Source organism: Pelagerythrobacter sp. Soil_C_18 (assembly GCF_057657235.1).
Map to the genome: position 1 here is coordinate 201510 of NZ_JBDGIU010000001.1, position 18694 is coordinate 220203.

Consider the following 18694-nt stretch of genomic DNA (forward strand, 5'->3'; position numbering starts at 1 on the left):
TCCTTCCTTGAGGGGGATCACGATTATCGAGCTGCGGCCACGGCGGCCGCGATACGTTCGATGGACTGGATGACGTTGGCGGGCGTCGCGGGCGCCTCGCTTTCGATGACCGAGCCGATCGCCGCGTCGAGCCGGTCGAGCGTGCGTCCGTCGGCAAAAGCAGTCATATCCGCTGCGATGGCGCCGGCGAGATCCTGCATGGCATTCTCGAGTTCAACTGTTTCGAGCGCGGTTGCCGAGATAGCCTGGCCGAGTGCATCGGCCAGACGGCCGATCTCGTACGGCCGCGGCGGCTGCGACGGGTCGGCACCGCGCAGAAACTCGCCGGCAAGCCGCCCGGCCACTTCGAGTGCGACCGACCGCGCGCCGGCAGTCGCGGCCTGCCCGACACCTTGCGCGGACGACGCGAGAGAGGTGAGGGCGGTAGCGGCGGAAGTGATGCGGTCGATGGTCATTGCCGTTTCCTGACGAGCTGTTGGGAAGCATAAGACCACATCGCACCGCGCGCCGCGCTCCACGATCCGATTAAGCAGCTAATCGATCTGATTAGACCAAGCCCAGCCGCGGCGAGCCGCTCTGCGGCAGGAGGAGCAGCCCCTGCCGCCGACAGGCCGCTATTCCTTGCGGAATCCAGCGTCAGTCAGCGTGATCCGGGTAGGGTCCATGGTGAAGAGCATCCGCCCGCCCTTGCGCGCGAGAGCGGCGTAGCGGTCGAGCGCCGCCTGGTCGCCACTGCGCACGGCCGCTTCATGCGCGCCGGCCATGATCACGCCCTGCACCGCCAGCATCTCGGCGAACTCCTGACGTAGCGAGTCGCTCGAAAGCCGATCGGCCACGGTTACGTAGGCATTGGCGGCCTGGCGCCGGACCGCCGCCGCCTGCGCACGGCTGACATCGCCGCGATAGTCGTTGGCCACGCCCCACTGCGCGAGAAGATAGAACGCCAGTGCATCGACAGCATCGTTGGCGCGATAGCCCAGCCCCGGGGCCACGCGCTCATATTCCCTGAGCGCCTGCTTCGAGAGCACGAGCTCGCGCATCTCGCGCGCTTCGGACGGTCCGGCCCTGCCGGCGCCGTCGGCCATGATTTGCGCGAGCCGCTCCCGGACGGCATCGCTCGGCGTGTAGCGCGCCGACACCGCCACGACGCTCGGCGTGCTGTCGAGGGAGCGCGCCAGCGAACGCGAGAGCTGACCCAACGCGGGGGCATCCGATGCCGTCGCATTTTTTGCGCTACGAGCCCTTTCGGACCGAGTTACGTGATCCTGCGAAAGCGTGTTGGTCAGCGCGCCCATGTCGAAGGCGCCGTATTGGGCCACGACAGCCTCGACAGGAGCCGTCGCAAGCAGAAGAAGCAGTATCGTTTTACGCATGGAACAGTCCTTTCCTGAATGAACCAGCCCCCAATTGCCGTAAAGCCCCCTTGAGCCCCATTGCCCTTCGTCCGGCGGACGCCTGGATAGCGCGAAGGGTCCGGAGGGATTGCCCCCGGACCCCGCAGTATTCGCGATGGTGCGCAGCGTTTACTGCTTGCGAGCCATGCCCGACATCGCCTCGCCGATCGCCTTGATCGCGGTGCTGGTGGCATTGAACATCATGCCGAACTGCTGAGACAGCGCACCGAACTGCGCGGTCATGCTCGGGTCGTCCTTGCTCAGCTGGCCGGCCATGTCTTCCAGGTCGCCCGCCATCTTGTCGAGTTCCTTGCCGAGCTGGGTGGCGATCGCCATCAGCCAGCCGCCGGAGCGCGCCTCGCGCGATTCGCGACCTTCGCTCAGCCGCGAAACGAAATCGTTGATGGTTTGCTGCATTTCGCGCTGGGCATCGCCGATCTGCGACGGACTGGCCCCGGTCTGCGCACCGAACGCTTCGATCGCTTCGTTCAGGTTCAGCATCTGACCCTGCACGTCGCCCAGCGAACCAGCGAAAGCGCCCTGTGCCATGTCGATGACCGACTGTGGCATGCCCAGCTGAGTGCCAAGCTGTTGGATGATCTGCTGGCCGATGCTGGAGGCAAGCTGCGAGATAAGTTGCGAAGCGATTCCGCCGAGCGGACCCATGGCTGCGGTGGCAACGAGGTTCACGGGATTGAGATTGATGCCGAACATTTCTGCTTCTCCTGTGCGAACGGGCGCCCTGGCCGGGCTCTCGTCGAAATGCGTTCGAAAGAACGTGGTCGACGGCAGTGTTATGGGTCATTCTCGGCATCTCATCTCTCAACGATCCGACTAAGCGGGTAGTCGGATCGCTTAGGTCAAAGGGTGGAACATCAGCCCGGCGAGCGCCGACAATTCGCGCACGCCGTCGAGCTCTAGCTTCTGGCACATATTGTTGAGGTGCACGCGCACGGTGTTTTCGCGGATGGCGAGCAGCAGGGCGATATCGGCGTTGGACCGCCCCCAGCCCAAAAAGCGCATCACCGCGACTTCGGTTTTCGTGAGCTGCCCGATGGTCGCGGCATGCCGATCCGGAATGCGCGAGCGCGGAATGCGAAAGTCGCCCACGACCTGTTCCTGCGGTTGTGCATCGTCCGCCTTGCGCAAGAGACGCATCAGGCGGCGCAGTTGTGCCTGCTCGTCCTGGCCCTGCAGATCGTCGCTCATCTGGCAAGGACCTCGATTATAGCGCGAACCTGATCGTTGCGGCTGGCGAGATCGCCGATCACGGCCCGCGCGAAAGCCGGCACCAGAAGCGCGATCATCAATGTCGCCGCCCAGTTCTTGAGCGACAGGGACATCGCGAAGACATTGAGCTGCTGCGCGAAACGGTTGAGCAGCCCCAGGCCCGCATCGATCACATAAAGTAACACCAGCACCGGGACTGCGAAGAGGGCCACCAGGGCCATCAGGTGTCCGAACGCAGTTTCGAAGACGAGTAGGGCGCTGGCATCCAGCGTCGGCCAATCCGCGCTCATCGGCCACAGAACGTAGCTTTCCATCACTACGCCGACGAGCAACAGGATGCCGCCCGCCGACGCGAAGATGACTTGCGCCAAGCGGCCAAGCAGGGCGCCGTGGAGCGACGTCATGCTGCCGCCGAGGGGTTCGGTCACCTGGCCGATCGTGGCGCCCACCTTGGCATCGATCAGCTCGCCGGCGGCTTCGAGGGCCCACATCACCGCACCGAACAAGAAGCCGATCGTCAGGCCGACCGCGGCTTCCTTGAGGAGGAGCCGTGCCCAGGCGAAGGCGCCTATCTCCGCCGGATCGAAGGGCGGTTGCATGAAATACGAAACCATGCCCAGCGTGATAACAATGCTGTTGCGAACCATTGCCGGAATGGTGTCGGGTGCAAAGATCGGCACCAGGACAAACGCGAATCCGAACCGCGACGCGGCGACGGCCACGATCAGCAACTGGTTCATCCATTCGCCGGTCCCTTCCACCGCCTATCCCCTGACCATGGCGGGAAAACCGGAGAAGATGCTGTCACTGAACTGATAGAGCGTACCGCCCAGCAGCGACGCGGTGATGAACAGCGTCAGCACAACGGCGAAGAATTTCAGCGTGAATTGCAGGGTCTGTTCCTGCAGCTGGGTGGCCGCCTGCACGATTGCGACCACCAGCCCAACGACAGAGGCGGCGATAATCGGAGGGGCGGAAAGCAGGAGCACCAGCCACAGGGCCTCGGTCGTAATGCCGATGATATTGTCGGTCATCGCCATGCCTCTGGCGCGGCGGGCGGCGCGAGACGCTGCATGAGGATCGCGCGCCTAGGCATAGCTCAGCACGAGGCCATGACTGATCTTCACCCAGCCATCGACGAGCACGAACAGCAGCAGCTTGAACGGCAAGGATATGGTCACCGGAGACAGCATCATCATGCCCAGCGCCAGCAGGATGTTGGATATGACGAGATCGATCACGAGAAACGGCAGAAAGATCAGAAAACCGATCTGGAATGCCGTCGTGAGCTCCTTCACCACGAATGCGGGGATCACCACGACGAAGTCGGTCTCCTGCGCGGGGTCGGTGCCATACGATGCGGCAATTCGTTCCTGGGTGCGCTGGAAGAAGGCGCGCTCGTCCGGATCGCTGTGCTTCAGAAGGAAGGCCCGCAACGGCTCTTTCGCAAGGTCGGCGCGCTCGAACAGTTGCTCGGTCTGCGCCTGCGCCTCCACATCTGCGGAAGCCGCCTGCATCTGCTGCAGGGTGGGATACATGACGTAGAGCGACAGGATCAGCGCCAGGCCGTTGAGCACGATATTGGGCGGCACCTGTTGCAAGCCCAATGCGTTGCGGATCAGCGAGAGCACGACCACAATCTTGGTGAACGACGTGACCATAACCGCGAAGAACGGCGCGAGCGCGATCAGAATGACGGTGACGAGCGCGGAACCGGGGGTGAACGCGGAAAGATCCATCGCCTAGCCCTCCCCTTCCACATCGCCCACGAGCACGCCGTAGCCATCCCCGATCGACACCAGCGTGCCGTTCGCCAGCAAGCGGCCGTTGGCCAGTATCCGAACCGGCAGAGTGCCGTCGCCGGACGCGACATCGAGAACAGCGCCCCGCTGAATGGACTGCAGGCGGGACAGCGGCAGGCTGATCGTCGCGAGCTCGAACGAAAGCGGCACGGTAATGGATGCCCCGTCACTGGTGCCCGTACGGTCGTCTTTGCAAGAAGGCTGCGCCGCGTGTTCTCCGCCCGGCTCGGGAACGGCGGTGTCCGGGGTCGGCATTTGGCTCAAGACATGCTCCTGTCATCCGGAAGCGATTGAAAACACAGGCTGTGGGGATCGAAGTGTCCTTGCACCGGCGCGCGCGAACGCACGTGGAGGCCCGCCCGAAGCCGGCCGCCGCCCAGCAGGATGAGATCGCCGCGCGCGAGGTCGGCTGCCTCATGCGGCGCGAGCCGGGGCCCTTCGATTACCAGATCGACCTCGACCGCCACCTTGCCGAGCAGCTCGGGCGCGAACGGCGCGGGATTGGCCCGCACGCCGCGTTCGCGCGGGATAGCGAGGAAAAGACGGTGCACGACCGCCCCGGCCGCAAGGCCCTCGACGGCCAGGACAAGGCAACCTCCAGGCGACCTCTCGATCACCAGGTCGACCGGCTCGAGCTCGAGGCCCAGAGCGGCTTCGATCACGGCGACCGCCGATTCTGCGCGTTCGAGCCAGTCAGCCGCAACAGTGCTGTCGCGCGGCAGGAAGCGGACGGCTTCGCCAGACCACCGCTCGATGGCGATATGCAGGCCCCCGGCGCAGCGAAACCAGCAGACTGCCGGCAAAACCTCTGGCAGCACGGCCGCCCGCAGCGTGACGCCCTCTACGTGCACACCATTGAGCGAAATCAGCAATGCCTCGCGCTGGGTCCGCTCTTCGCGCGAGATCCGCGGGAGTCCGACAAGCCGGTTCATTGCGACGTCCCATCACCAGCGGCCGGCCAGCGGGCGAGCAGGCTGATGCCGCCAGGCGTCACACCGATCAGGATGGTTTCGCCCTCCGCCTCGATCAGAGCGACACGCTCGTTCTGTCCCACCGGCATCGCGCGCAGGAAGCGGAGCGGGCGGCCGCCTTCTTCGTCTCCGCCCCGGAACCGGTCCTGCCAGTGCTTCAGCCCCTTGATCGCAAGCCAGGCGAGGCCCAGAACCAGCGCGAGGGCAATGGCGACCGCCGCAAGGCTGCCCAGAAATGCCCCGGCGTTCATGGCTGGTCCTCCCGCATCCGGTCGGCTGCCTCGCCGGCGCGTGCGCGGCGCGCCCAGAGGATGATTTCGGCGATCGCGTCGAAATGGGCCTCGGGGACGAAGTCGCTGACGGCGCAGTCCGACCAGATGGCGCGCGCGAGACCGACATTGCGGACGATGGGAACTCCTTCGCTCTGCGCGCGCGCGCGCATGGCGGCGGCAAGCGGGCCTTCCCCCTTGGCGGCGATCACCGGCACCGGGCACCGCTCGGGATCGTAGTCCAGCGCGATGGCAAGATGGGTCGGGTTGGTCAGGAGCACATTGGCCGTACCGGCCGTGGCGATGGCGTTCTGATTGGCCCACTCCTCGTGCATCTGCCGCCGCTGCTGCTTGAGATGCGGGTCGCCTTCGCTGTCCTTGTGCTCCTGCCGGATATCGCGGCGGCTCATCATCAGCTTCTTGATGTACCGGTGGCGGGACCAGGCCCAGTCGGCGAAGGCGACCAGAAGAAACACGGCCATTGTCGCACCGGCGAGCTGGATGGTGAGGGAGCGGGTGAATTCGAAAGCAAGCCGGGCCGCCTGGGGGCCGGCCGCCGAAAACAGGCCCCAACCCGATATCTCCAGCACTTCCGTATAGCGATCGAACGACAGGGCGATGATCAATCCGGTAATCGCCAGGATCAGGACGGCCTTCACGAGCGTTTTTGCCAGCTCGAACAGATTGTCCATGCTGAACATCCGCTTCAGCCCCGCCAAGGGATTGAGCTTGTCCAGGCTCGGCTTCATCTTCTCCCCCGTCAGGAGAGCGCCGGTCTGGAGGAACTCCCCGGCCATGCCGACGAGCGCTGCCGGGATCAGGGTCAATCCCGCCGCCAGCAGGACCAGCCCCAGCGCTCCCCAGCCGAGATCCACCACGGCGTGTTCGAAGCCAGTCCCGGTGGCGAGGCTGAGCGTATCGCGCGCAAAGGTGTCCAGGCGCGACCCGAGATAGCCCGTCGCCGCGATCGCGAGGACGAACCAGGCGACCATGCCGATGCCGCTTCCGAAATCCTTGGACTTCGCCAGATCGCCCTTGCGCCGCGCATCGCGCAGTCGCTTCGGGGTCGGCTTTTCCGTTTTGTCCCCGCCGTCGTTCTTTTCGGCCATGCACGCTCCGGCCCCGGCCACGCCAGGATTGATCGTTCTGCAGGGCTAGACGGAAGGGGCGACTCCGAAGGTGGCGAGAATATACGCGCGTGATGCGTTAGATCAACCCGTGAAGCGAGTATCTACATGCCACCGATAATTAATTACACTAAGAAGACTCCTTTTACATTAGAGTTACACGAAATAGCTCGAACAAATTAGTGTCAAAATAATGTCAATCTCATAATCTGCGGGTCAAAATTCTGTTATTTAAACCGCTCATCGGCTCAAAACACACAGCTCATCGCTCGACGGTTTCTCACTAGCCGAACCGAAAACATAACGGCGCCAATGGAATCGAAACGGCGATTCTCAAAGATAATAGACTCTATAATAAGACAATATCGTCATCAAACACGCAGAGAAGGCGCGAGTGGGCGACTCGTCAACTACTACCTGCGGGTGATATGCGAGGTAATTCCATGGGGGACGCGACCGGTTATAAAGTCTCGATCATTTTGTCAGTTTTCTCGTTATCCGTTCTTTCCATCCATGTGCCACTGAAGGCGGAATCATTTAGATCGATAGATCCGGGTGTTTGCCCGGTAGAAGGGGACATTCGCCTCTCCGCCCCTTCGACTGCGAACAAGTTCCAGGCCCTCGCGCGTTGCCACGTCGAAACCGGCGAACCGGCAACCGTCTCGAACGTGCCCCCGGCGATGGCTCGCATAATCGGCATGACGGAAGAACAGATTCGCGAGCTGGAAGAAGATCGCGAGAGGTATGAAGCACAAAAGGCCAAGCGGCATTCTACGCTGCACCCACAGTCAATCTCTTCCCCGTTCGATCGGGAGATTCGACAAGTAGCTCGGCAGCACAATATCGACCCGCTCTTCCTCCACGCCATCGTGGAGACGGAGTCCGCCTATCGCCCCACGGCGGTTTCGCACGCCGGTGCACGCGGCCTGATGCAGATCATGCCTGCGACAGGGGCTGAGCTGGGGCTCGACGAAGCAGCGCTTTTCGAGCCTTCGCGCAATCTCGAGGCGGGCGCACGCCATCTCAAGACGCTGCAGCGCCGGTTCGGCCGCAATCTCGAGCTTGTCCTGGGGGCCTACAACGCGGGCGTCGGCGCAGTGGAACGATACGGGAGCCGCGTGCCGCCTTATGCCGAAACGAAAGCTTACGTCGGCAAGGTGATGGGGCGATATCGCGCAATGCTCGGCCATGGAGGGGGCACGCCCTGATGCTGGCAGGCTGGCGCCGGAGGCTTCCGCACAGCCATTTCCGCGCGGCGGATCTGCTGCTCGTGCTAACAGTCGTAGCCGTCATCGGGCTGCTGATCCTGCCCCTGCCCGCGCTTGCGCTCGACATCCTGATCGCGGCGAACATGACCGTCGCCGTCCTGCTCCTGCTTAGCACGCTCTACGTAAGCAAGCCCCTCGACTTCTCGACGTTTCCCACGGTCCTGCTGCTCAGCACCCTGTTTCGGTTGGCCTTATCGATCGCCACCACCCGGATGATCCTCACCCACGCGGAAGCCGGGCATATCGTCGAGCAGTTCGGGCAGATGGTGGCGGGCGGCAATCTGATCGTCGGACTGGTCGTGTTTCTGATCATCACCGTCGTCCAATTCATCGTAATCTCGAAGGGCGCCGAACGCGTCGCCGAGGTGACGGCCCGCTTCAGCCTCGACGCCATGCCGGGCAAGCAGTTGTCGATTGACAGCGATTTGCGTTCAGGCCTGATCGACAAGGACGAGGCGCGCAGCCGCCGCCGGGTTCTGGAGCTGGAGAGCAAGCTTCATGGCAGCCTCGATGGCGCGATGAAGTTCGTGAAAGGCGACGCCATCGCCTCCATAATCATCGTGCTGGTCAATCTGATCGGCGGGCTTGCCATCGGTATCCTCTCGCACGGCATGTCGGCTGGCGAGGCCATGACCACCTTTTCGATCCTGACTGTCGGTGACGGGCTGGTGGCACAGCTTCCGGCCCTTCTCAGCGCCATGGCCGCTGCCTTGCTGGTCACCCGGACCACGGACGAAGACACCGAACACAGTCTGGCCCCCGCAATTGCACGCCAAGTCGGCGGCAAGCCGCGGGTCCTCTTCATCGGCGCCGGATTGTGCGTCCTCCTGGCACTGATACCGGGCTTTCCAACTCTCGTCTTTCTAGGCCTTTCAGGCGCTCTCGCCCTGGGCGGCGCATGGAACACGCCCGAAACCGGCGAATGGATGCGCGCCCGGCTCAAGCGGTTCGAAACCGCCGACACCACCGCCCCCCAGCGCATAGACGCCGTTCCGCAACCGCTGCGCCCGGTGCGCCCGCTGGTGATCGAGATCGCCCGCGATGGGCTGGATGCACGCGCGATGCAGGATCTACGCGACAGCATCTCAGCGATGCTGGATCGGCTCCAGCTGCGTGTCGGATTGCCATTGCCGCCGGCGGAGATCGTGCAGGAGCCTTCTGCCGGGCCGAACCGGTGGGCACTCTATCTCTATGACGCGCCGGTTGTTGCCGGGCAGATCGGCGACGATGCTTTCGCCGAGGATCTCGCCGAAGCTGTCGAAGCGGCCCTGCGTCGGAACCTCGGCCGCTTCCTCGGGCTGCAGGAAGTCACCTCGCTGCTCAATCGGCTGGGCACGGACTATCCTGACGTCGTCAAGGAAGTCGTCCGCGCGGTATCCGCCGCGCGGATAGCAGAGGTTCTGCGCCTGCTCGCAGAAGAGGAGGTGCCGCTCCACAACATGCGTGACGTGCTCGAAGCGCTTGCGGAGGCAGGACAGTCCGAACGCGCGGCTCCTCCGCTCGCGGATCGGACGCGCGTCGCGATGCGCCGCTACCTCACGCCGCCCCACTGCATCGAAGGCCGTTTTCGCACCATCGTGATCGGACCGCAGCTCGAACAGTACCTGCGCCAGAATCTGCGCGACATCGACGGCTCTCAGCGCCTTGCCATTCAGCCCGAGCATATCCGTACGATGCTCGACATGATCGCGCACGAAGTCCGCTCCAGCAACGCGCGCGCCGTTGTCACGGCGTACGACCTGCGCCGCCCCTTGCGCGGCCTGACCTCGGGAGAACTCTTCTACGTGCCCGTCTTCGCTTTCAACGAATTGTCGCCTTCGGTTCCCATCGATGTGGTTGGCCAGCTCGATCGCACACCTCTGGCGGTGACGGCCTCGCGCGAGGAGGAAACAATATGAGAGCGTCGCGCTTGTTGCCACGCCTCGCCCTGCTCACCTGTGCCGGCGTCGCCCTGGCCAGCGCCGCGCCGTCGCTCGCGGGCACACCGCCTTTCTCCGACGACGAGGTCGACTTGATCGCGCGCGACCGCGAGGTCGGGACCTTCGTGAAAGAGTTCTTCTCGGCTGCGGGGCTGTCGGCAACGGTCGATCCGCACGTGCGCGGACGGGTAAACGGCCGGTTCGAGGGGCCGCCGGCCATAGTGTGGCAACAGCTCGCACGCGCCTTCGACCTCGTCGCCTACTACGATGGGGCAGTCGTTCGCGTCTATCCGGCGTCCGCCGTGAACAGCGAGGCGGTCGCGGTCGCGAGCGGGCGCGCCGGAGACCTCGCCGGTGCGGTCAAGGCTGCAGGGCTGCCGGATCCGCGGAACACCGTTCGCGTCGCTTCAGCGACCAGCGTGATGGTGACGGGCGTTCCCCGCTTCCTGGAACAGGTGCGCCAGCTTGCCGGCAGCGGATCGGGGACTGTCCGCTCCTTCGGCCTGGGCTCGCCCGAGCCAGCGGTCACTCCGATGCGCATCGAGAGGGCCGGACCGCCACTCGAGCCCTACGATCTACGGGTGTTCTATCTGCAGTATGCGCGTGCGGACAGTACCCTTTTGAGCGCTGGCGGGCGCGAAGTGCTGGTTCCCGGAGTGGGAGCCACGATCTCGCGCATCATGGGTGACGGTGAGCCGGTGCGCGGCGATATCGCAGCCTCGTTCGATGGGCGCACGCTTCGTCAGTCACAACCCCGTCTCGGCGGCCGTGGCCTCGATTCGATCCCTCCCGGCCCGGCGCAGATGCCAGCTGAAGACGATTACCTGGGCATCCCGCGCAGGATGCCGGTGGCAGACAGTAGCACGCAGTCACGCCGTGAAGCGGCCGGGCCGCGCATCGCGATCGACCCGTCGCTCAATGCCGTGATCGTGCGCGACCGGCCGGAGAACATGCCGGCCTACGAAGGTCTCGTCGAAGCTCTCGATATCGAGCCGCAGATCGTGGAGCTGGAAGCCACGATCATCGATCTCAACATGGACCGCTTGCGCGAGCTCGGCATCAACTGGCGCATCCGCAGCGAAGGTTTCAACGCCGTGTTCGGTGGGGACATCGTGCGCCGCTCGGGCAACCCGGCGATCGACAGTCCGGCCAATCGCGGCCTGTCGCTGCGCGGCGTGATCGGTTCCAACCGGGAACTGATCGGCCGACTCACCGCGCTGGAGGAAGAAGGGGCGGTGCGGATCGTCTCGCGCCCCCAGCTCGTGACGCTCTCCAATGTCGAAGCGGTGTTCGATCGAACAAGCACGTTCTATGTTCGCGTGGCGGGGGATCGGCAGGTCGATCTGTTCAACGTGACCGCCGGAACGATGCTGCGCGTCACGCCGCACGTGATCGTTGACGACGGGGCGACTCGTATCCGCATGGTGATCGAGGTCGAAGACGGCACCGTACTCGACAGCGAGGTGGATGATATTCCGATAGTGGAGCGCGCCAGCGTGAATACGCAGGCGCTTGTCAACGAAGGCGAAGGCCTTCTGCTGGGCGGTCTTACCGTCAATTCGGAGTACGATGCGGAAAGCGGCATTCCGCTTCTCAAGGACATTCCGGTCGTCGGGAACCTGTTCAAGACGACATCCCGGCGGCGCCAACGCATCGAACGCCTGTTCCTGATCACGCCGCGTCTGGTCAGTCTGGATAAGGCCGCTGAGACAAACCAAGGCGGAGCCGAGCAGGCTTCGATCGAGCGCGCTCCGGTCGTGCCGGTAAGCCTGGGGGCACAGTGATGGCAGCCGAGCCGGACACCCTGGTCGCATCCGACGAAGTTGTCCGTGTCATCGGCGGCAGGTTATCCGGCCGCGAGCATCCGGTCGTTGGCCAGGAGCGGATCTGCATTGGCCATGGCCTGGCCAACGATATCGTGCTGCGCGGCCGCGACACGCGCGACACGATGCTGGAACTGCGCCGCAATGGCGGCAGCATGGCGCTGAAAGTCCTGCGCGGCCGGGTCGACCTGCTTGGCCGCGCTTTCGAGGAAGGCGAGGAAGCGGCCCTGCCGCCCTATCTTCCTTTCCGCCTGGGCGAGTTCGTTCTCGCTTATGGACAAGCGTCTTCCGATCGCTGGCAGGACGCTTCCCGCGCAGCCGTCTCCAGCGAAATCATGCCGAAGGTTTCGCTGCCGGCGCCGCGACTGAGCGAACGGCTCTACCGGATCGGGCATAGCCATGTGGCTGGCGCAGGCCGGCATCTGGCGCAGCCGCGCGTACTGCTGGCGGGCTTTTCGTTGCTTGCGGTGGGCGTCGCGGCAAGCGCCATCTGGTCGAACTTCGACGCGCGACGCTCGTCGCCGCCCGGTTTCGAAGAAGTCCTGCGCGACAATGGCCTGGGTGGCCTTGCCGTCGCCGCAAACCCGGCAGGCGGGCTGATCGTCAGCGGCGCGGTGTCGAGCGAGACGGACCTGAAACGGCTGCACGAGCTGGCCGCTGACGCGCAAGTGCCGGTCATGCTCGACGTCAGCACATCGCACGCCTTGGCGAGAACCGCGACCGACGTTCTGCTGGCGCAAGGCGTGGATGCCAAGGCGCGGGCAGATACCGCGACACCCGGCGGCGTACTCGTCAGCGCTCCCTATCTGACCGCAGACCAGCAGGAGGACCTGCGTGATCTGCTGACGCGAGACGTGCCGGGGCTCCGCCATGTTGCTTTCACCATCGATGATGCCCGGGGCGACAATGCATTGCAGAGGTTTTTCGCAGCGAGCGGTGCGGGGCTGGCGACGCTCGTCCAGGACCCGCCACACATCGTGACCGCCGATGGCGCACGCTGGTTCCCCGGTTCCGTCTTGCCCACCGGACATCACCTGATCGCAATCGAGAAGAATCGTATCCGCTTCGAGAAGGACGGACGCGTAGAAGAACTGCAACTCTAGCCGGAAGAAAGGATCCACAGATGACCAACCTGACCATCAATGCCGACATGGGAACCCTGGCGGCAACCCCGCTGACGGGAAACCGGATGCGCCAGAGCGATGCTCCGTCCAACTGGTTCGAAGCCTTCGCCAGCGCGTGGGGCCGCGCGCTCGACACGCAGGCGGCAGCGATCGAACAGCGTTCGGACATGGTGGCCAATGCAGGCGGCGACAACCCGTCGCAGATCACCGAACTGACCGCCGAATCGCTGAAGATGAGCTTCCTGGCCAACAGTTCGCACAGCTCGCTCGACAGTGTCGGCAAGGCTCTCGAAACCATGGCGCGCAAGAGCTGATCATGTCGGTAGAGGCCATTGCATCGATCGCCCCGCCGCAGCCCCGGATCGTCGATCTGGGTCCGGCGACGCCCCAGCAACCGAGCCAGCAGATGGCGGGAGATTTCGCCGCGGCGCTGGACCGTAGCGCCGGCACTGCACCCGTCGGCGACATTCCGCCCGCCGTGCGCGGCATGTTCGAGACGCTCGACCGTGTGAATACCGAGGCACAGAATGTCACCCAATATGCACGCGTGGCCGAAAGCTCAGGCGGCGAGTTGACGCCCGGCGAGATCGTGGAACTCACCATGCGCTGCCAGGAATTCATGTTCCATTGCCAGCTGACCTCCAACATCGCGAACCGCAGCTCCGACGGGATACAGCAATTGTTCCGGCAACAAGGCTGAGGGTTCGCTCCGGGAGAAACGATCATGGGGAACATCACGCTTCCCGTTCGCCGGGCATCGCTCGCCGCCTTGTTGGCGGTGATGTTGGCCGCGTGCGGCCAACAGGATGTCTACGGGCAGCTGCAGGAAAGCGAAGCCAACGAGATGGTCGCCGCCTTGCGCCAGGCGGATATCCCGGCGGACAAGCGCCAGTCGGGCGATGGCGAATGGAGCGTCTCCGTCACGCGCGAGGAATTTCCCGAAGCGGTCCGCATTCTCAATGCAAGCGGCCTGCCCCGGAACGACTTCGCCAGTCTCGGCGACGTCTTCGAAAAGGAGGGGTTCGTATCCTCCCCGTTGGAGGAACGAGCGCGCCTGATCTTCGGCCTTTCGCAGGAGCTCAGCCATACCGTGAGCGAGATAGACGGCGTGGTTCAGGCCCGGGTGCATCTGGCGATACCCGAGGCTGCGCCGCTGTCGGACGAGACCAAGCCGTCTTCGGCAGCGGTGTTCGTCAAGTACCAGCCTGGCTATGATCTGCCCGGAAGGACCGGGGCGATCAAGACGCTGGTCACCAACAGCATCGAAGGCCTCAGCTACGACCGGGTCTCCGTCGTGATGGTCGAAAGCGAACCAGCCGCCGGCGGCAGTCAGGCGCTGGGCGGGACCGGCTTTCCCATCGTCGCAGCGATCCTGGGCGTGCTCGGGCTGACGGGGCTTGCCGTCGCCCTGTTTGCGCGTCGCCGGTCGGGACGGCGGCGCGAGGTGGCCACCGTGCCGCAGGCGGCCGAATGACCGGTGGCGGGGTCATGAGCCGCCGGCGGCTTGCGGACACGGCAACCATCGCCCGTATCCACGGCCTCGCCCTCTCGCGGGCCGAACGCTTTCGCATGCGCCTTGGCGAAACCGCGTCCCCGGCTCGCCCTCCCGCGCTCGACGAGATGGCGGGCTGGCCGACGTGGCCGCTGCGGGACGATCAAAAGCGCCGGACGATCTTTGCGCTCGCTGCCCTACTTGCCTGCCGGGAGAGGCTATCCGGCGTGGTTTCCGGCCTCAGCCTGCGCAGTTACGCCGCAATCGTCGGCGAGGATATGCTGGAACGCGTGCTCGACTGGCCGCGTGCCGGCAATGCTCCCCTTCCCGCGGCGGAAGACCTCGACAATGCGGGGCGAGCACTCGCGGCCGCCGAACTGCCGCCTTCGCTGGCAGAGGCCGTGCTGCCGCCAGCCGAAGCGCCGGCCAGCCGCGCGGCCGATGCCTCCGCCGGCTGGGTTGTCGAGGCCGAGAAGCTGCTTACGGCGGCGGGGCGGCTATGACGTTCTTCCTCCTTCACGACGGTGGGGCGGCAGTCCTGGCGACCGATCGCAGGATATTGAAGGCGCAGGAACGCACGGCCGTAGAAGACGCCACAACCCTCCTGGAACGCGCGCGCGAGCAGGAACAGACCCAGCAGGCGCGATGCGCCGCGGCGCGGTCCGAGGCGCACGAACGCGGCTATCGCGACGGGCGCGAGGAAGGCCGGGCCGCCTTCTCGCAAGCGATAGCCGAACTGGCGCGCCAAGCGGAAACGCATCGGCGGGCCGAAGAGCGCGAGATCGCCGCCCTCGCCCTTTCGGCCCTGCGCCGAATGATCGACGATATCGGCAACGCCGAGATCATGACCGGGCTGGCGAAGCGGGCCGTCGCCGCTGTGATCGGTCAGGGCGAAATCCGAGTCCATGCCGCACCGCAACTCTGTTCCCGCATTGCAGAAGCTCTGTCCGCCGACGAGGCCACGTGCGATGTTCCGGTGTTGCCCGATCACGAGCTTGCCGAGCACCAATGCCGGATCGCCGCGGGCGGAACGCGGATCATTGCCGATCTGCCCCTGCAGATTGCAGCCATCGAGAAACGCTGGAGCGTCGGCCATGGCGATTGAAAGCCGCGTGCGCGCGCTGCACGATCTGCTCGACGAAGGCCCGCCTTACGAACAGCGCGGCCGCGTGCGGGGCGCCCTGGGAACCGCGATCCGCGTCAGCGGGATATCCGCCCGCATCGGCCAGACCTGCACTCTGTTCAACGATGCCGGCAAGCCTGTTCTACTGGCCGAAGTGATCGGCCTGGCCGATGGCGAGGCGCTGCTGGCCCCGATGGGCAACTTGCGCGGGCTGTCGGCCAATACCGAAGTGAGCTTGAGCGTCGGGCGCGACTACGTACCCGTGTCGGACGCGCTGCTGGGACGCGTGCTCGATGCCAGACTGGAACCGCTCGACGGCGGCCCGCCCATCCAAAGCGATGCACGGCAGCCTCTTTACGCCCCCGCCCCCAATCCGATGGAGCGGCAGCGCGTCGATCGGCTGCTCGAGACCGGCGTGCGCGCGATCGATGCCTTGCTGTCGATCGGGCGTGGTCAGCGCATGGGCGTCTTCGCCGCCGCCGGCGGGGGCAAGAGCACGCTGCTCGCCACGCTGGCGCGGCAGGCCGAAGCCGACGCAACGGTGATCGGACTGATCGGAGAACGCGGCCGTGAGGTGCGCGAGTTCGTCGAGGACACGCTCGGGAGTGAGGGGCTGGCGCGCTCCGTCGTCATCGTCGCAACCTCGGACCGTCCGGCGCTCGAGCGCGCGCGCGCGGCGCACGCCGCCACGGCCATCGCCGAAGGTCTTCGGCGCCAGGGACGGCACGTTCTGCTGCTGATGGATTCGGTCACCCGCTTTTCCCGCGCCTTGCGCGAGATCGGCCTTGCGGCAGGCGAGCCGCCGGTCCGCCGCGGCTTTCCGCCCTCTGTCTTCGCGGAGCTTCCCCGACTGTTCGAGCGAGCCGGCTGTGATGCGAATGGCGCGATCACCGGCATCTACACCGTCTTGCTCGAGGACGAGGACGACGATCCGATCGGGGAGGAAGTGCGCTCGCTGCTGGATGGCCACATCTATCTGTCGCGCAGCCTTGCAGCGAAGGGGCACTACCCCGCCGTAGACGTGCTGGGCAGCCAGAGTCGGTTGTTCGCAGCGCTTGCTAGCGAGCCCCAGAAAACCGCCGCCCAGGCGCTGCGCGGCCTCATGGCCAAGCTCAAAGAGATCGAATTGCTGGTTCAGATCGGAGACTATCAGGCCGGGCAGGATGTGCTGGCCGACAGGGCGCTGGCTCAGCGCGACGCGATCGACCGCTTCCTGCGTCAGCCAATGCACGAATGCAGCGACTTGGACGCCACACTGGCCCTTTTGCGGAGTTTCGAACCATGAGCGAGGAAGTCGGGCAATTGCTGCAGCTTCGGCGCGTGCGCTTTACCGACCGGCACCGGTGCGAACGCCAGCTCAAGGCCGCACTCGAGCGTCATGACGAGGCAGCAGGGATCCTTGACGCTCTCACGCAAGATCTGGTCTCAAGGGCTGCCGACTGCGAACGGGCCCGACAGACCCGGATGAGCCGCCCGTCCGATCCTGGCGTCGCCGACTATTGTCGTGCGACCGAGGCGACGCTCGCTGATTTGCGATACAAACTGCAGGCGGCGCAATCCGGTCTCGACGACGCGGTTCAGGCGTTGATAGCGGCGCGCCAGCGGCGCGCGCGGGTGGAGCAGTGGGCCGGGGCTATCGAGGATCGCCTGCACGACGCACAGAAGCGCGAACGAAAACGTCGCCAGTCGCGGCGCGACGACGACCAGGCTGCGCAATCTCCCCGCGACCTATGCGAGATGCCGCTGTGAATGGCCCGGTCTCCGCCGCTTCGCCCCGTCCAACCAACGAGGCGCGCTCCTCCCCTCGCGCAGTGAATCCGGCTCCGGACGAATCGAATGCACTGCGCGATCGTTTCCAGCAGGCGCTGTCCAAACGTGGCACGTCGCTGGACGACGAGATGGAGGCTCGGGCGAGCGAGGACGGTGGTCGAGCCTCAATGGGCGAAATGTCTCTTCCGGCAAGCGCGTCTTCGGGCAAGGAGGAGCAAGGCGCCGCCAATCGGTTGCCCGAGGCTTATGCGGCACAGACGAATGCATCGCAGCAGGCGGCCGCATTCGTATCGCAAGGAGGCGAGACCGCCGGCCCGGCTGGACACGCTATGGACACAGCAATGCTCACGCAGTTCGCCGAACGCATGGCGCTGCCTGCTTCGCAGTCCGGACGAACGATCATGACGCTCGATCCAGCTCAGTTCCGAGTAGCGGAAGTGAGGATCGAGGGTGCAGTAGCCGAGGGTCTCTCCATTACGCTGAAGAACCATTCAGATGCGACAGGCGGCGGTGCTGAGGGAGAGAAGCACCAGCCCTTGGAAGCTCTTCGCGCCCGACTTGCGGCTCGCGCGATTCCCGTTGCCCTGCTCGACCAGACCTGAAACGAAGCTGCTTCCACCGGTCTTTGTAGATAGTTCACCTGCGGCTTAGGCAATCATGGACGACGCGGAGAGATCAGCCCTTTTGGATGCGGCGCGCCTGCCGGTCAGCGAACAGATGGGCAAACCGCCCCTCTTTGTCGTGCGTCAGCTTAACACCGATGGTGCCTGGGCTTTTCTCTTCGCCGATATGCAGCAGCGGCACGGCGTGCCGTATGATTTCTCGGGGACGCCGAAATCGGAAGCCGCCCGGCACGGCGCCGTGTCGCGCAAATACGTCGCACTGCTGCGCAAGGGGGAGACCGACTGGCAGGTGATCGCCTGCGCTATCGGTCCGACCGGCGTAGTGTGGGAAAGCTGGCCGGAAAAGTATCGGCTCCCCCAGAGCCTGTTCGACCTCGTCGCCGAGTGACCGGGCCCTAATTCGGACCCTCCTAATAGGTACCGTGCTCGCGGTCGGGATGCCACCAGGCGAATGTGAACTGCAGATCGAAGGTGCTGAAGATCACGTTGCCGCGGTTACGTTCGTAGCCCATCGCCGGTTGGCCGTTCAGCGTTCCGGTCCACCAGCCCGTCTGGCTGCGCCCGACGAAAGTCATTCTGCGCCCGTCATCAAGGTGGAAATCCATATAATGGACGCCGTCTTCGACGGTGTCGCTAATGGTGCAGGCGCGGTCCGGCGCATGATCGATCGAGCACCGCAGATCATCGTTCGCCAGCGCGGGGCTGCTGTGGCAGGCTGCCCCGGCCATCAGCAGCATTCCGGCAGTGATGGACCGGCAT

Annotated in this window: 25 protein-coding genes; 13 read left to right on the forward strand and 12 right to left on the reverse strand. The window is 64.9% G+C overall.

What is annotated here, in order from left to right:
* Positions 1–23 precede the first annotated feature (23 nt).
* The 11 genes from AC3A5N_RS00860 to AC3A5N_RS00910 all read right to left on the reverse strand — a co-directional run bounded on the left by AC3A5N_RS00860 (position 24) and on the right by AC3A5N_RS00910 (position 6775).
* Entirely contained in the window at positions 24–455 is a 432-nt protein-coding gene (locus tag AC3A5N_RS00860) for a hypothetical protein (protein WP_487735418.1), read from the reverse strand.
* Between the two features lie 159 nt (positions 456–614).
* Positions 615–1373: a DUF6683 family protein gene (locus tag AC3A5N_RS00865; protein ID WP_487735419.1), complete on the reverse strand. Its 759-nt coding sequence runs from the start codon at positions 1371–1373 to the stop codon at positions 615–617.
* A gap of 150 nt (positions 1374–1523) precedes the next feature.
* Positions 1524–2108: a hypothetical protein gene (locus AC3A5N_RS00870; protein ID WP_487735420.1), complete on the reverse strand. Its 585-nt coding sequence runs from the start codon at positions 2106–2108 to the stop codon at positions 1524–1526.
* Positions 2109–2249: 141 nt separating this feature from the next.
* Positions 2250–2603, reverse strand: a complete 354-nt coding sequence (locus tag AC3A5N_RS00875) for a helix-turn-helix domain-containing protein (protein WP_487735421.1) — start codon at positions 2601–2603, stop codon at positions 2250–2252.
* Positions 2600–3364 carry a type III secretion system export apparatus subunit SctT gene (gene sctT, locus AC3A5N_RS00880; protein ID WP_487735422.1) on the reverse strand — a complete coding sequence of 255 codons (765 nt, stop codon included), beginning with the start codon at positions 3362–3364 and terminating at the stop codon, positions 2600–2602. The genes AC3A5N_RS00875 and sctT overlap by 4 nt, the downstream gene beginning before the upstream one ends.
* A 24-nt stretch (positions 3365–3388) precedes the next feature.
* Entirely contained in the window at positions 3389–3658 is a 270-nt protein-coding gene (gene sctS, locus AC3A5N_RS00885; protein WP_487735423.1) for a type III secretion system export apparatus subunit SctS, read from the reverse strand.
* Between the two features lie 54 nt (positions 3659–3712).
* Positions 3713–4363, reverse strand: coding sequence for a type III secretion system export apparatus subunit SctR (gene sctR, locus AC3A5N_RS00890; protein WP_487735424.1), 651 nt, complete (start codon positions 4361–4363; stop codon positions 3713–3715).
* A gap of 3 nt (positions 4364–4366) precedes the next feature.
* Complete coding sequence (locus AC3A5N_RS00895; RefSeq protein ID WP_487735425.1) at positions 4367–4681, reverse strand: FliM/FliN family flagellar motor switch protein; 315 nt, start codon at positions 4679–4681, stop codon at positions 4367–4369.
* Positions 4682–4686: 5 nt separating this feature from the next.
* Entirely contained in the window at positions 4687–5358 is a 672-nt protein-coding gene (locus AC3A5N_RS00900; protein WP_487735426.1) for a hypothetical protein, read from the reverse strand.
* Positions 5355–5648, reverse strand: coding sequence for a FliO/MopB family protein (locus AC3A5N_RS00905; RefSeq protein ID WP_487735427.1), 294 nt, complete (start codon positions 5646–5648; stop codon positions 5355–5357). The genes AC3A5N_RS00900 and AC3A5N_RS00905 overlap by 4 nt, the downstream gene beginning before the upstream one ends.
* Positions 5645–6775 carry an EscU/YscU/HrcU family type III secretion system export apparatus switch protein gene (locus AC3A5N_RS00910; protein WP_487735428.1) on the reverse strand — a complete coding sequence of 377 codons (1131 nt, stop codon included), beginning with the start codon at positions 6773–6775 and terminating at the stop codon, positions 5645–5647. The genes AC3A5N_RS00905 and AC3A5N_RS00910 overlap by 4 nt, the downstream gene beginning before the upstream one ends.
* A 461-nt stretch (positions 6776–7236) precedes the next feature.
* Between AC3A5N_RS00910 and AC3A5N_RS00915 the strand changes: the two genes are divergently transcribed.
* The 13 genes from AC3A5N_RS00915 (at position 7237) to AC3A5N_RS00975 (ending at position 18323) form a co-directional block, all read left to right on the forward strand.
* Positions 7237–8001 carry a lytic transglycosylase domain-containing protein gene (locus AC3A5N_RS00915; RefSeq protein WP_487735429.1) on the forward strand — a complete coding sequence of 255 codons (765 nt, stop codon included), beginning with the start codon at positions 7237–7239 and terminating at the stop codon, positions 7999–8001.
* Positions 8001–9959 carry an FHIPEP family type III secretion protein gene (locus AC3A5N_RS00920; RefSeq protein ID WP_487735430.1) on the forward strand — a complete coding sequence of 653 codons (1959 nt, stop codon included), beginning with the start codon at positions 8001–8003 and terminating at the stop codon, positions 9957–9959. The genes AC3A5N_RS00915 and AC3A5N_RS00920 overlap by 1 nt, the downstream gene beginning before the upstream one ends.
* Entirely contained in the window at positions 9956–11764 is a 1809-nt protein-coding gene (gene sctC / locus AC3A5N_RS00925; protein ID WP_487735431.1) for a type III secretion system outer membrane ring subunit SctC, read from the forward strand. The genes AC3A5N_RS00920 and sctC overlap by 4 nt, the downstream gene beginning before the upstream one ends.
* On the forward strand, positions 11764–12906 hold the full coding sequence (locus AC3A5N_RS00930; RefSeq protein ID WP_487735432.1) for a SctD/MshK family protein: 1143 nt from the start codon (positions 11764–11766) through the stop codon (positions 12904–12906). The genes sctC and AC3A5N_RS00930 overlap by 1 nt, the downstream gene beginning before the upstream one ends.
* Before the next feature lie 20 nt (positions 12907–12926).
* A complete protein-coding gene (locus AC3A5N_RS00935; protein WP_487735433.1) occupies positions 12927–13241 on the forward strand; it encodes a hypothetical protein in 315 nt (104 codons plus the stop codon).
* Between the two features lie 2 nt (positions 13242–13243).
* Positions 13244–13627, forward strand: a complete 384-nt coding sequence (locus tag AC3A5N_RS00940) for a hypothetical protein (RefSeq protein WP_487735434.1) — start codon at positions 13244–13246, stop codon at positions 13625–13627.
* A 24-nt stretch (positions 13628–13651) separates the two neighbouring features.
* A complete protein-coding gene (gene sctJ, locus AC3A5N_RS00945) occupies positions 13652–14401 on the forward strand; it encodes a type III secretion system inner membrane ring lipoprotein SctJ (protein WP_487735435.1) in 750 nt (249 codons plus the stop codon).
* Positions 14398–14922, forward strand: a complete 525-nt coding sequence (locus AC3A5N_RS00950; protein WP_487735436.1) for a hypothetical protein — start codon at positions 14398–14400, stop codon at positions 14920–14922. The genes sctJ and AC3A5N_RS00950 overlap by 4 nt, the downstream gene beginning before the upstream one ends.
* Before the next feature lie 56 nt (positions 14923–14978).
* Complete coding sequence (locus AC3A5N_RS00955) at positions 14979–15524, forward strand: FliH/SctL family protein (RefSeq protein WP_487735437.1); 546 nt, start codon at positions 14979–14981, stop codon at positions 15522–15524.
* Complete coding sequence (locus AC3A5N_RS00960) at positions 15514–16827, forward strand: FliI/YscN family ATPase (protein ID WP_487735438.1); 1314 nt, start codon at positions 15514–15516, stop codon at positions 16825–16827. The genes AC3A5N_RS00955 and AC3A5N_RS00960 overlap by 11 nt, the downstream gene beginning before the upstream one ends.
* Positions 16824–17291 (forward strand): hypothetical protein, encoded by a 468-nt coding sequence (locus tag AC3A5N_RS00965; RefSeq protein WP_487735439.1) that lies wholly within the window; start codon positions 16824–16826, stop codon positions 17289–17291. Before AC3A5N_RS00960 ends, AC3A5N_RS00965 begins: the two co-directional genes overlap by 4 nt.
* Positions 17292–17353: 62 nt before the next feature.
* The gene (locus AC3A5N_RS00970; protein ID WP_487735440.1) at positions 17354–17914 is read left to right on the forward strand and encodes a hypothetical protein; all 561 of its coding nucleotides are present in this window, start codon (positions 17354–17356) and stop codon (positions 17912–17914) included.
* Positions 17915–17969: 55 nt separating this feature from the next.
* Positions 17970–18323, forward strand: a complete 354-nt coding sequence (locus AC3A5N_RS00975; protein ID WP_487735441.1) for a hypothetical protein — start codon at positions 17970–17972, stop codon at positions 18321–18323.
* Between the two features lie 22 nt (positions 18324–18345).
* Here the strand turns inward: AC3A5N_RS00975 and AC3A5N_RS00980 are convergent, their stop codons facing one another.
* Positions 18346–18672 (reverse strand): hypothetical protein, encoded by a 327-nt coding sequence (locus tag AC3A5N_RS00980; RefSeq protein WP_487735442.1) that lies wholly within the window; start codon positions 18670–18672, stop codon positions 18346–18348.
* Positions 18673–18694 lie beyond the last annotated feature (22 nt).